The 11,843-nt window shown below is 74.4% G+C and carries 10 protein-coding genes; 8 read left to right on the top strand and 2 right to left on the bottom strand.

Annotated elements, in window-relative coordinates; all coding sequences use genetic code 11:
• Position 1 precedes the first annotated feature (1 nt).
• The gene (treZ, locus tag IT780_RS22810) at positions 2-1,735 is read left to right on the top strand and encodes a malto-oligosyltrehalose trehalohydrolase (protein ID WP_199513653.1); all 1,734 of its coding nucleotides are present in this window, start codon (positions 2-4) and stop codon (positions 1,733-1,735) included.
• On the opposite strand, the gene IT780_RS22805 is transcribed toward treZ, so the two are convergent.
• Positions 1,736-2,485 (bottom strand): hypothetical protein, encoded by a 750-nt coding sequence (locus tag IT780_RS22805; protein ID WP_199513652.1) that lies wholly within the window; start codon positions 2,483-2,485, stop codon positions 1,736-1,738.
• A gap of 50 nt (positions 2,486-2,535) precedes the next feature.
• Between IT780_RS22805 and yidD the strand changes: the two genes are divergently transcribed.
• The 5 genes from yidD to IT780_RS22780 all read left to right on the top strand — a co-directional run bounded on the left by yidD (position 2,536) and on the right by IT780_RS22780 (position 8,433).
• Positions 2,536-2,910 carry a membrane protein insertion efficiency factor YidD gene (gene yidD, locus IT780_RS22800; RefSeq protein WP_233413305.1) on the top strand — a complete coding sequence of 125 codons (375 nt, stop codon included), beginning with the start codon at positions 2,536-2,538 and terminating at the stop codon, positions 2,908-2,910.
• Positions 2,911-2,965: 55 nt separating this feature from the next.
• On the top strand, positions 2,966-4,141 hold the full coding sequence (locus IT780_RS22795; protein ID WP_199513650.1) for a transporter substrate-binding domain-containing protein: 1,176 nt from the start codon (positions 2,966-2,968) through the stop codon (positions 4,139-4,141).
• Complete coding sequence (locus tag IT780_RS22790; protein ID WP_199513649.1) at positions 4,138-5,163, top strand: hypothetical protein; 1,026 nt, start codon at positions 4,138-4,140, stop codon at positions 5,161-5,163. Before IT780_RS22795 ends, IT780_RS22790 begins: the two co-directional genes overlap by 4 nt.
• A gap of 91 nt (positions 5,164-5,254) precedes the next feature.
• The gene (locus IT780_RS22785; RefSeq protein ID WP_199513648.1) at positions 5,255-5,977 is read left to right on the top strand and encodes a PP2C family protein-serine/threonine phosphatase; all 723 of its coding nucleotides are present in this window, start codon (positions 5,255-5,257) and stop codon (positions 5,975-5,977) included.
• Between the two features lie 122 nt (positions 5,978-6,099).
• Positions 6,100-8,433, top strand: coding sequence for a putative bifunctional diguanylate cyclase/phosphodiesterase (locus IT780_RS22780; protein WP_199513647.1), 2,334 nt, complete (start codon positions 6,100-6,102; stop codon positions 8,431-8,433).
• 27 nt (positions 8,434-8,460) lie between these two features.
• On the opposite strand, the gene hrpB is transcribed toward IT780_RS22780, so the two are convergent.
• Complete coding sequence (gene hrpB, locus IT780_RS22775) at positions 8,461-10,923, bottom strand: ATP-dependent helicase HrpB (RefSeq protein ID WP_199513757.1); 2,463 nt, start codon at positions 10,921-10,923, stop codon at positions 8,461-8,463.
• Between the two features lie 74 nt (positions 10,924-10,997).
• Between hrpB and uraD the strand changes: the two genes are divergently transcribed.
• Both uraD and uraH read left to right on the top strand, forming a co-directional pair.
• The gene (gene uraD, locus IT780_RS22770) at positions 10,998-11,492 is read left to right on the top strand and encodes a 2-oxo-4-hydroxy-4-carboxy-5-ureidoimidazoline decarboxylase (RefSeq protein WP_199513646.1); all 495 of its coding nucleotides are present in this window, start codon (positions 10,998-11,000) and stop codon (positions 11,490-11,492) included.
• Positions 11,479-11,841, top strand: a complete 363-nt coding sequence (gene uraH / locus IT780_RS22765; RefSeq protein ID WP_199513645.1) for a hydroxyisourate hydrolase — start codon at positions 11,479-11,481, stop codon at positions 11,839-11,841. Before uraD ends, uraH begins: the two co-directional genes overlap by 14 nt.
• Positions 11,842-11,843: the final 2 nt, after the last annotated feature.

Below are 11,843 nucleotides of genomic sequence, written 5' to 3'. Positions count from 1 at the left end.
CATGAGTCTCTTCGAGGTGTGGGTCCCCGAGAAGACGGTCAAACTGCGCATCGGCGGGACTGATCGCGACATGGAACGCGGCGACGACGGGTGGTGGCGGCTCGACGTGCCCGACGCCGGGCACGGGACCGACTACGCGTACGTGCTCGCGGACCACGACACCCCGTTGCCCGACCCGCGGTCGCGGTGGCAGCCGGAGGGCGTGCACGGCCCCAGCCGGGTCTACGACCACTCGGCCTTCGGGTGGTCGGACGGCGCCTGGACCGGCCGTCAGCTGCCCGGCTCGGTCCTGTACGAGCTGCACGTCGGCACGTTCACGCCGGAGGGCACGTTCGACGCCGCCATCGAGCGGCTGGACCATCTCGTCGAGCTCGGCGTCGACCTGGTCGAGCTGCTGCCGGTGAACTCCTTCAACGGCGAGTACAACTGGGGCTACGACGGCGTCTGCTGGTACGCGCCGCACGAGGCGTACGGCGGCCCGGACGGGCTGAAGCGCTTCGTCGACGCGGCCCACGCCAAGGGGCTCGGCGTCGTGCTGGACGTCGTCTACAACCACTTCGGACCGAGCGGGGCGTACGCGCCGATGTTCGCGCCGTACCTGAGCACGGCCGGCGCGAACCCGTGGGGCGCCTCGGTCAACCTGGACGGCCCGCTGTCCGACGAGGTACGCCGCTACATCATCGACAGCGTGCTCTCCTGGCTGCGCGACTACCACATCGACGGCCTGCGCCTGGACGCTGTGCACGCCCTGGTCGACCACAACGCGGTGCACCTGCTCGAGCAGCTGGCCGCCGAGGTGGAGAGCCTGTCGACGCACCTCGGCCGGCCGCTGTCGCTGATCGCCGAGTCCGACCTCAACGACCCCACGCTGATCACCCCGCGGGAGGCCGGCGGGTACGGCCTGCAGGCGCAGTGGGACGACGACGTGCACCACGCCCTGCACACGCTGCTGACCGGCGAGCGGCAGGGCTACTACGGTGACTTCGGCTCGCTCGAGTGCCTGGAGACGGTGCTGACCGGCGCGTTCTTCCACGCGAACACGTGGTCGAGCTTCCGCCGGCGCCACCACGGCCGGCCGGTGGACCGCGCCCGGGTCCCGGGGCACCGCTTCGTCGCGTACCTGCAGAACCATGACCAGATCGGCAACCGCGCGGTCGGCGACCGGCTCTCGGCGACGCTGTCGCCGGGCCTGCTCCGGGTCGGGGCGACGCTGCTGCTGACCTCGCCGTTCACGCCCATGCTGTTCATGGGCGAGGAATGGGCGGCGAGCAACCCGTGGCAGTTCTTCACCAGCCACCCGGAGCCCGAGCTGGCCCAGGCGGTGCAGACCGGGCGCCGGCGGGAGTTCGCCGAGCACGGCTGGGCCGAGGCGGAGGTGCCGGACCCGCAGGACCCGGCGACCTTCGAGCGCTCCAAGCTGGACTGGGCGGAACGGGACAAGCCGGGCCACGCGGAGATCCTCGACCTGCACAAGCGGCTGATCGCGCTGCGCCGCGAGCACGCCGACCTGTCCGACCCGCGCCTGGACCGGGTCGAGGTCTGGCACGGCGACCAGTACGTGGTCATGCGCCGCGGCCGCTGCATCGTGGCGGCGAACCTGGCCGGCGTGCCGCAGACGGTCAGCCTGCGGTCGGTGCCGAGCCGGGTGCTGCTGGCCACCGAGCAGGGCGTGGTGCTGCAGCGCGACCGCATCGAGCTCCCGGCCGAGACCGCCGCGGTGGTCTACGCGAGGTAATTACCTGTGCGCGCTGGTGCGCGCCACCGCGGCCGGGTTCGAGTCCGCGGGGCGCGCACCGCGCCATTTCTGCCCGAGCCGGTAGGCCACCGCCCGGGAGGCGTGGATGAAGCCGGTGGGGTGCAGGTCGCGCGGTGCGTTGCGGACCGGGTCGAACGCCAGCTCGGCGTCCGCGCGGGCGGCGAGCTCCTGCCCGAACCGGACGCGGCCGAAGAGCCGGACCGCCGCGTCGCCGTCGGCCGCGCCGAGCAGCAGCTGCGCGCCGTCTCCGTCCGCCGCGGCGACGACCGATTCGAGCGTACGGCCCAGAGCCGCGCCGTCGAGGTCCGGCTGGACGCTCAGGTACAGCTTGCGTCCGGTGGCCGTACGGTACGCGACGATCGTGCCGTACACGGTGTCGAAGCTGCGCCGCAGCGTCGGCACGTGCCGCAGCCACCGTCCCCGCCCGGCCGTCGAGAACAGCAGGTCGCAGCGGTGACCGGCGACCGGCCCGTGCACCCGCACGGCGACGCCCAGCACGTCCGGGTAGCCCGGTGGCGTGCCGGCGCCCTTCGAGATCCGCAGCGTCACGGGGTGCCGGCCCGGACGGTCGAGCAGCGCGGCACCGGCCGGCGCCCCCAGGCCCCACACCTCGAGCTCGCCGGTGAACGACCGGCCGTCCGGATGCAGGAAACGGCGGGTCCGCGAGTGCGCGATCCGGACCCCGACGGCGACCGCGCCTGCCGCCGCCACTGCACGCCCGATCCTCATGCGGGCGGGGGTACCCGAACTTGTCGCAGCCATGCGCCACCATGGTCATCATGTGGGGGCGGAAAAAGCGCAACAAGCGCAACAAGTGGTACGACGGCTGCGATTGCGCCATCTGCGATGTCTGTGATCTCCCGTTCTGCGACTTCGGTCTGATCAGTTCGATGCTGCTGCTCGTCGCCCGTTTCGGGCGGCCGGAGGAGGCGCCCGGCTCGGCGTCCGCGCGGGCCGTGAGCGCCGCGATCCGCGGGTACCGCCGGGTGTCCCCGCGGCTGCCCACCCGCTGCCGCTACACGCCGACCTGCAGCGCGTACGGTCTGGAGGCGGTCCGGCGGTACGGCACGCGCCGGGGGCTGCGGCTGACCGCCGGGCGGCTGAGCCGGTGCCGGCCCGGTGTCGCGTACGGGACCGCCGACCCCGTTCCGTGACCTTCCTCCGGCACGATGGTCGCTCCGGAATGGGGACGGGAGTTCTGTGTCGACGATGGACGACGCGCACGCGGGTGACGGCCGCGGTGAAGCGCTGGGCGGGGGCCCGGCGGGGGAGCAGGCGGCGGGGGTCCGCAAGGTGGTCGTACGCCGCCCGCCGCGGCAGCGGAGCACACCGAGGCGCTCGCTGGGTGCCCGGGAGCGGCGCGGCGAACGGGCCCTGACCCGCCTGCGGCGCACCTTCGCGCGCCCTGACGAGGTGCTCCGGACGTGGGGCGCCTCGCTCGCGCCATGGCGGCTGGGGGCGGTCGGCGTCGTGATCGCCCTGGTGCTCGCGTTCTCGTGGGTGGGGCTGTTCCACGTGGGGTCGTCGTCGGTCGAGGACCTGCGCCGGGCGTCCGGCGTCGACGAATGGCGGACGCTGCCGATCGGCGTCAAGGACGACCAGCCCGGGATCGCGTACCGCAAGCCGGACGGCAGCTGGAGCGGGTTCGACATCGACATCGCGTACATGATCGCCGAGGATCTCGGGTTCCGCCGCGAGGAGGTGCAGTTCTACGGCATCGAGAGCGAGGACCGCGCCCGGATGGAGGCCGCGGACCTCAAGGGCGAGCCGGTGCCGGTGAAGATGGTGATCGCCAGCTACAGCATCACCAAGGAACGCGAGGACGAGCCCAACGTCACGTTCTCGCAGTCGTATCTGCACACCGAGCAGTCGGTGATCACTCTCAAAGGTCACGCCAAGGTGGCAAGCCTCGAGGAGTTCCGTGACAAGACGGTCTGCACGCTGTCGGCCTCGACCAGCGCGAAGACCGCTGCGGCGTCCGGCGCGAAGCTGATGGGGCGCAACCGGGTGTCGCAATGCTTCGCCGAGCTGGACAAGGGAACGGCCGACGCGGTGAGCACCGACGCCGCGATCCTCGGCGGGTACAAGGCGAAGGACCCGGGCAAGTACGACCACTGGGATCTCGGCTACGACAAGACCGAGGCCTGGGGTGTCAACGTCGGTGACAACGTGGCGTTGAAGAAGTTGGTCGACCTCACGCTCTACCGGTCCTACGCCGACCCGAAGGACTCCCGCTGGGAGCTGGCCTACGAGAACAACATCCGGCCCGAGCTCGCCGCGAACGTGGATCCGGAGAACAAGCGGGTCCCGCTCGCACGCCCGCAGCAGCCGTTCACGTCGCGGCCCGACGTGCGTGAACTGCCCTGGGAGAACCTCACCCCATGACCGCCGTGCAGATTGTCAACCGCCGGCCGCGGCTGCGGCGGACGCAGTTGAACTGGCTGTTCACCGCGCTGCCGGCCTTTCCGCTGGTGCTGCTCGTGCTCCGGCTCTGGTACCTGAGCCGCCAGGACCTGCCCACGATGCTGCTGCTGGTGCAGTACATCAGCCCGCTCGGCATGATCAGCGCGCTGGTCATCACGCTGATCTGGACCGTGCCGGCGGTGGTCCTGGTGCTGCGTACGCTCGGTGGCATCCTGCTCGTCAGCTCCGCCGACCCGGACGAGGCCGCGCGGCGCTCCCTGCTCGCGCTGACCGCGTTGCGGATGCCCGACTGGGTGGTGCTGCTGGCCATCGGCCTGGCGGGCTTCACGTGGCAGATGCGGATGCTGCCCGCCCTGCTGATGCTGGTCGTGGCGATCCTCGGGCTGACCGCCGTGCAGCGGTACCCGGGCGAGCGCCGGATGCTCACCTTCACGACACTCGTGGTGCCCGCCGCGATCGGCCTGCTCGTGCTGCTGTGGGTCTGGCCCGGCATCCGCGCGGCGCTGTCGGTGGGGGAGACGGGCACGGCGGTGCTGCTGGGCGTGCCCCCGCTGCTCGGCTGGCTGCTCACCGGGCCGGTGCCGCCGCGCGCCGCCCGCCTCGCGACGCACTGGCCGGCCGTCGGCGCGGCGCTGGTCGCCCCGTTCGTCATCGGCGTGGTGTTCCTCCGGGCGCCGGTGCTGCCGAACAGCGCCGTCGAGATCCGGGACGGCACCGCGGCGGTCCAGGTGGTCCGCGGGCAGCTGATCACCGTCGACGACACCGCCACCACGATGCTGCAGCGCGGCGGCGAGGTGGTGTTCATCCCCAACGCGCAGGTGCTCTCCAAGACGCTGTGCCCCGAGCCGGTACGCCCCCAGCAGAGCCGGATCACCGTACGAGGATGGCCCGTCGACCAGTCGGCGCTGGGGTGGGCCGCGCCGACCCGGCCGGTGACCGGCGTCGACCCGCGCTGCCTCGGCCGGCCGCTGAACCCCCGTTGACGGTGGCGTTTTCGCAGTTGGTGAGCACTTGTGGCGGCGCGCCGCCGACCACGTGCAGACAGGCTGGACCCGACCTGGCAGGCTGCACGCCATGACCTTGCACCTGCGGTGGGCGGCCGTCACCGATAGAGGCCACGTGCGAAGCAGCAATCAGGACTGCTACTACGCCGGTGACCGGTTGCTGGTCGTGGCCGACGGCATGGGCGGAATGGCCGCCGGTGACGTGGCGAGCCGCATCGCCGTCGAGGCCATGGCGTCGCTCGACGTGCCGATCGACAACGACCACCAGATGGACGCCCTGCACAAGGCGCTCGAGGTCGCCAACGGGCGGATCGCCGAGACCGTCGCCGGCGACGCGGCCCTGCAGGGCATGGGCACCACGCTCACCGCCGTGATCTTCTCCGGCGACCGGGCCGCCCTCGCCCACGTCGGCGACAGCCGGGCGTACCTGCTGCGCGACGGCCGGCTCAACCAGCTGACCAAGGACGACACGTACGTCCAGATGCTTGTCGACCAGGGGCTGATCCGGCCCGAGGAGGCGGGCAGCCACCCGCGGCGCGCGGTGGTGACCCAGGCGCTGCAGGGCGAGCCGGTCAGCCCGTCGTACGTGATCGTGGAGCCCGAGCCCGGCGACCGCTGGCTGCTGTGCAGCGACGGCCTGACCACGGTCGTGCCGGCCGAGGGCATAGAGGCCGAGCTGCTCGCCTGCGACGGCCCGCAAAGCTGCGCCGAGCGCCTCGTCGACCTCGCGCTGCAGGGCGGCGGCCCGGACAACGTCACGGTGATCGTCGCCGATCTCGCGCTCGGGGACTGACCCGGACGCGAGCCGCGCGGCTCATCCTTCTTGCAGGTGGCCGGGGCTGCGGTACCTTACTGCGATCGTGCGTCGGCGGGCCGGCCGCGATCGGCTCGAACAACGGTGCGCAGCAGGTGGTGATGACGACGGGACGGCTGTCCGTGCGGTTGGCCGTGGCGCTGGCGCTCGTCGCCGCCGTCACGGCCGTCGGCGCGTACGCCGTACCGCCCGGCTCCGCACAGCGGTTGTACGGCGACGCCGCCCAGTTCGCGGCCGGGGCGCTGGCCGCGTACGCCTGCCTCACCGCCGCCCGGGACCGGGCCGGGCCGCGGGCGCGCTGGCGGCTGCTGCTCGGCGTGGGCCTGGCGACGTGGGCGCTCGCCCGGCTGTGGTGGACGATCCGCGACGTGTTCCGGCCGGAGTGGGGCGCGACCGCCACGATCGCCGACATCGGCCTGCTGACGCTGCCGCTGTTCACGCTCGCCGCGCTGCTGGCCGGATCGATGGCGCTGCCCCGGCCGGCCCAGTCCTCGCTGCGCCGCGACCGCGTCGTGCTGCTCATCGACAGCGTGCTCATCGGCGGCTCGCTGCTCGCGCTCGTCTGGTCGGCGGTGCCCGGGCGGCTCTTCGACGAGGCCGGGCAGAACCCGTGGGTCGTGGGCGTGGCCGCGGCGTACCCGGTCGTGGACCTGGTGATCATCGTTGCCGGGCTGCTGCTGCTCACCACCCGGCCGTCGTCGCGCGCCGGGCGGGTGCCGCTGCGCCTCATGGTGCTCGCCATGGCCGCGCTGGGCTGGTCGGACACGCTGCGGCTGCTGCACCTCAGCGCCGGCGGGCCGGACCCGATCGAGTCCGCCGGCTACCTGGCCGGACCCGCGCTGCTGGCGCTGGCCGCGTGGAGCAACACCGGGCTGGGCGAGACGGCGGCCCCGGACCGGTCCGACGCGGAGTGGCTGCACCTGCTGCTGCCGTACGTGCCCGTGGTCGCCACCGGCATCGTGATCGCCGTCCGCACCGGCACCGGCGGGCAGCTCACCTCGTACGAGGCGTACCTGGGCTGGCTGGGCCTCGGGCTGGTCGTGGCCCGGCAGATGTTCACCATCGTGGACAACACCGTGCTGCTCGCGCGGGTGTCCGAGGGGCGCCAGCGGCTGCACCACCAGGCGTACCACGACCCGCTGACCGGCCTGGCCAACCGGGCGCTGTTCCGCGAGCGGCTGGTGCTGGCGCTGGACGCGTACCGGTTCAAGGGCGTGCCGGTGGCGCTGCTCTTCGCCGACCTCGACGACTTCAAGCTCATCAACGACGGCTTCGGCCATGCCGTGGGCGACCGGCTGCTGCGCGGGGTCGCGGAACGCCTGCTCGCCTGCGTCGGGCCCGAGGACGTGGTGGCGCGGCTGGGCGGCGACGAGTTCGCGGTGCTGCTCCAGCGGCGCGGGCCGGAGGCGGAGGAGGCCGGGCGGCGGATCCTGGCGGCGCTGCGGGAGCCGTACGAGCTCGACGGCCACACGGTCGGTGCGAGCGCCAGCCTCGGCCTGGTGCTGCCCGAGCCGGGCGACGAGGAGCTGTCGGCGGACGTCCTGCTGCGCCGGGCGGACGCCGCGATGTACGTGAGCAAGCGCCGGGGCAAGAACGACCTCGCCCGCTACTCCGGGGCGGCGGACGGCGGCCCCAACGCCGACCTGCCGCACCTGCTGACCCGCGCGCTGTCCGGCGATCCCGCCGAGCACGGCTTCGAGGTGCACTACCAGCCCATCGTGCGGCTCACCGACGGCGCGGTGGTGGCCGTGGAGGCGCTCGCCCGGTGGACCGACCCGGTGGCGGGGCCGGTCGACCCCGACGTGTTCGTGACCGTCGCCGAACGCACCGGACTGGTCGCGGGCATCGACGACTTCGTGCTGGAGCGGGCGTGCGCGGATGCGGCGGCGCTGGCCAACGCGTACGGGCGCCCGATCGACGTGCACGTCAACGTCTCCGCCGCCCGGCTCGGCCGGCACGGGCTGCAGGAGTCGGTGCTGCAGGCGCTGGAGCGGCACGCCGTACGCCCGTCCCGCCTCGTCGTGGAGATCACCGAGACGTTGCGCATCCCGGACCTCCCGCGCGCCGTGGAGGTGCTGGAGCACCTGCGCCGCCGGGGCGTACGCGTGGCCCTGGACGACTTCGGCAGCGGCTGGAACGCGCTGGCCCAGCTGCACTCGCTGCCGGTGGACATCGTCAAGCTCGACTCCTCGCTGACCGATGTGGACGTGGCGGAGCGTGCCGGCGACCTGTGCCGCTCGGTGCTGCGGATCTGCGCCGACCTCGGGATCGCGGTGATCGCCGAGGGGATCGAGACGCCGGCGCGGTCCGCCGCCCTGGCCGGGCTCGGATGCCGGTTCGGGCAGGGGTATCTGTTCGGGCAGCCGGGGCCGGCGCGGGGACTCGGCATCCCGGCCCAGCCGGGCCCGGCGACGACCGCACACCTAGCCTCCTAGGACGCTGGAGGGGCCGTGCCGCCGGGCTCACCGGGCGCGGCGGTTCGTCCGCTTCGTCGGCTCGGCGATCAGCGGGTCCTCAGGCCACGGATGGCGCGGGTAGCGGCCCCGCATCTCGGCGCGTACCTGCGGGTAGACGTTGGTCCAGAAGGACGCCAGGTCGCCCGTCACGGCCAGTGGCCGCCCGGCCGGCGACAGCAGGTGCAGCACCACCGGCACCCGCCCGTCCGCCAGCTTCGGCGTGTCCTGCCAGCCGAACGTCTCCTGCAGTTTCACCGCGAGGACCGGCGCGGCCGGGTCGGTGTAGTCGACGCGGATCCGGGAGCCGGTCGGCACCGGCAGCCGCTCGGGCGCCACCTCGTCGAGCCGGCCCGCGACCTGCCACGGCAGCAGCTCGCGCAGGGCGGCGGCCACGTCGATGCGGGCGAGGTCGGCGCGGCGGCGGGCGCTGCCCAGGTGCGGCCAGTCCGCCGCGGCCAGCGCGTCGTCCGACACGTCCGGCCACGGGTCGCCCAGCGCCGCGTGCGCGAACGCCATCCGGTGCCGTACCTCCGTCGCGGTCCGCGTCCAGGTGAGCAGGCCGAGGCCCTCCCGGCGCAGGCCCTCGCGCAGCGCCGCCCGGACCAGGGCCGGGTCGGGGTCGTCGAGGCGCCGCTCGGCCAGCGGAAGCGCGCCGAGCCGCTCCACCCGGCGGGCCACCACGTCGCCGTCGATCCAGCCGATCTCCGTCGCGGTGGCGGCCAGCGTCGCCGCCGCCTCGCGGGCGGTCGCCTCGTCCAGCGGGGCGGCGCTGCGGATACGCGCGGACCGTGCGCCCGGTGCCCGGTCGGCGTCCGCGACGGCCAGCCAGGTCGTCCCCGCCAGCCCGCTGCCGCCGGCCAGCTCAGCCTCGGTCCCGCCCGTCATCAGGTACGCCGGGGAGCCGGGCCGCCGTGCCCGCGCGACCCTTTCCGGGTACGCGAGGCCCACGACGAGCCCGGCCGCCAGGTCGTCGGTGATCGGCCGGCCGGACGGCTCCGGCCGCGCCCGGTCCAGCACGGCCGACAGCCGGCGTACCTCGGTCCGCCAGGCGCTGTCGCCCGAGCGGGCCCGGCGCCACGCCGCGATCAGGTCGTCGGCGAGCCGGTCGGAGTCCAGCAGGGCGACGATCTCCGCCGCGCGGCGGCCGCCGACGAGCGGGGCGCCGTCGAGCAGCGCGCGGGCCAGCCGCGGGTGCAGCCCGGCGTCGGCGAGCAGGCGTCCCCGGGGCGTGACCCGGCCGTCGGCGCCGATCGCGCCGAGGGCCCGCAGCGTGCCCGTGGCCGCCTGGAGCGCGCCCGCGGGAGGTGCGTCGGGCAGGGCCAGGCCGCTGCCGTCGGGATGCCCCCACAACGCGAGGTCCAGGGCGAACGAGGTCAGGTCGGCGGCGGCCACCTCCGGCTCCGGCTGGGCCGGGAGGCGGTCGTGCTGCGCCTGTGACCAGCAGCGGTACACGCGCCCGGGCGCCTCCCGCCCGGCCCGGCCGGCGCGCTGCACGGCGGCCGCCCGGGAGACCGGCACGGTCACCAGCGCGCCCAGGCCGCGGTTGTGGTCCATGCGCGGGACCCGGCTGAGCCCCGCGTCGACGACCGCGCGGACGCCGGGGACGGTGAGGCTGCTCTCGGCCACCGCGGTGGCGAGCACGATCCGGCGCGCGGAGCCCGGGCGCAGCGCGGCGTCCTGCTCGGATCCGGACAGGCGACCGTGCAGCGTGACGACGTCCACCCCCGCCCCGCCCAGGCGCCCGGCGACCGTCGCGATCTCGCGGGCGCCCGGCAGGAACACCAGGACGTCGCCGTCGCCGTCGGTCAGGGCCCGCCGGGTCGTGGCGGCGACGTGGTCGAGCAGCCGCGGGTCGACCCGCAACCCGTGCGGTGGAGCGACCGGTTGCGTCGGCGGGCACCAGTGCACCTCGACCGGGTGCAGGGCGGCGGATGCCACGACCACGGGCGCGTCGCCGAGCACCTCGGACAGGCGCTGCGCCTCGGCCGTCGCGGAGGTCGCGAGCACGTGCAAATCGGGGCGCAGGGCGGCGCGTACCTCGACGAGGAAGGCGAGGGCGAGGTCGGAGTCGAGGTGCCGCTCGTGGCACTCGTCGAGGATCACGGTGGCCGTGCCGGCGAGCTCCGGGTCGCGTTGCAGGCGGCGGACGAGGACGCCGGTGGTGACCACCTCGACGCGGGTGTCGCGGGAGACCTTCCGGTCACCCCGCACGGTGTAGCCGACCCGGGCGCCGACCTGCTCCCCGAGCAGCGCGGCCATGCGGCGGGCGGCGGCCCGGGCGGCGACCCGGCGGGGCTCGGCCACGATCACGCGGCCGCCGCCCGGCTCGGCCAGCGTCAGCGGAACCACGGTGGTCTTGCCGGTGCCCGGCGGCGCCACGAGCACCGCCGCGCCGCGGTCGGCGAGCGCGGCGGTCACGTCGGGGACGGCCGTACGGACGGGGAGGTCCGGCAGGGCGTCTGCGGGGATCAGCACCGGACAAGTCTGGCGTACGGGCCGCGGCGGCTGTGATTGACTGTCGGCGGAGATCCAGGGGGTGATCGGTGGGCGGCGTCGAGGCGTTCAACTCCCTGCCCGCGGGTGAGCTGTCCGCCGTGTGCGCGGCTCCGGGCTGGGTCGCCGCGATGATCGCGGGGCGCCCGTACCCGTCCCGGCAGGCGATCGTGGCGGCGGCGGACGCCGCGCTGCGCGACCTGGGCCGGCCCGACGTGCTGGCGGCGCTGTCCGCGCACCCGCGCATCGGGGAGCGCGCCGCGGGCGACTCGAAGGAGGCAGCCTGGTCGCGCCGGGAGCAGTCCGCGGCGGCCGACGCGGACGAGGCCACGGCGGAGGCGCTGATCGCGGCCAACCGGGCGTACGAGGAGAAGTTCGGGCACGTGTTTTTGATCTTCGCGAGCGGCCGGAGCCGGGCGGAGATCCTCGCGGCCGCCCGGGAGCGGCTCGGCAACGACGAGGCGGCCGAGCGGCCCATCGTCGCCGACCAGCTGCGCCGGATCGCGCTGCTGCGGCTGGAGAGGCTGCTCGATGAGCTCGGGTGAGCGGTTCGCGGCGGAGACCCGGGCACGCATCTCCACGCACATCCTGGACACGGTGTCGGGCGAGCCCGCCCGCGACGTGTACGTGCGCCTCGAGCGCCGCGACTCGGACGGGTGGCGGCTGCTCGCTGAGGGGCGTACGGATGACGACGGCCGGCTGAAGCACCGCCTGCCGGTGCACGACTGGCAGGCCGGCGGCTACCGGCTGGTGTTCTATGTGGAGCCGTACCTGGGCGGCGAGGTGTTCTTCCCGGAGATCACCGTGGCGTTCCAGGTGCACGACCCGGACCGGAACTACCACGTGCCGCTGCTGCTGAGCCGGTACGGCTACACCACCTACCGAGGGAGCTGACG

This window comes from Nucisporomicrobium flavum (assembly GCF_016464385.1).
In the GTDB taxonomy this organism is placed as follows: domain Bacteria; phylum Actinomycetota; class Actinomycetes; order Mycobacteriales; family Micromonosporaceae; genus Actinoplanes; species Actinoplanes flavus_A.
The sequence above is the reverse complement of the archived record's forward strand: the minus strand, read 5'-3'. Positions and strand labels throughout refer to the sequence as shown.

What these genes read in the sequence shown, in the direction of transcription:
- treZ (WP_199513653.1), top strand. Translation starts at nt 2, where the DNA reads ATGAGTCTCTTCGAGGTGTGGGTCCCCGAGAAGACGGTCAAACTGCGC.
- IT780_RS22805 (WP_199513652.1), bottom strand. Translation starts at nt 2,485, where the DNA reads ATGAGGATCGGGCGTGCAGTGGCGGCGGCAGGCGCGGTCGCCGTCGGG.
- yidD (WP_233413305.1), top strand. Translation starts at nt 2,536, where the DNA reads ATGTGGGGGCGGAAAAAGCGCAACAAGCGCAACAAGTGGTACGACGGC.
- IT780_RS22795 (WP_199513650.1), top strand. Translation starts at nt 2,966, where the DNA reads ATGGACGACGCGCACGCGGGTGACGGCCGCGGTGAAGCGCTGGGCGGG.
- IT780_RS22790 (WP_199513649.1), top strand. Translation starts at nt 4,138, where the DNA reads ATGACCGCCGTGCAGATTGTCAACCGCCGGCCGCGGCTGCGGCGGACG.
- IT780_RS22785 (WP_199513648.1), top strand. Translation starts at nt 5,255, where the DNA reads ATGACCTTGCACCTGCGGTGGGCGGCCGTCACCGATAGAGGCCACGTG.
- IT780_RS22780 (WP_199513647.1), top strand. Translation starts at nt 6,100, where the DNA reads ATGACGACGGGACGGCTGTCCGTGCGGTTGGCCGTGGCGCTGGCGCTC.
- uraH (WP_199513645.1), top strand. Translation starts at nt 11,479, where the DNA reads ATGAGCTCGGGTGAGCGGTTCGCGGCGGAGACCCGGGCACGCATCTCC.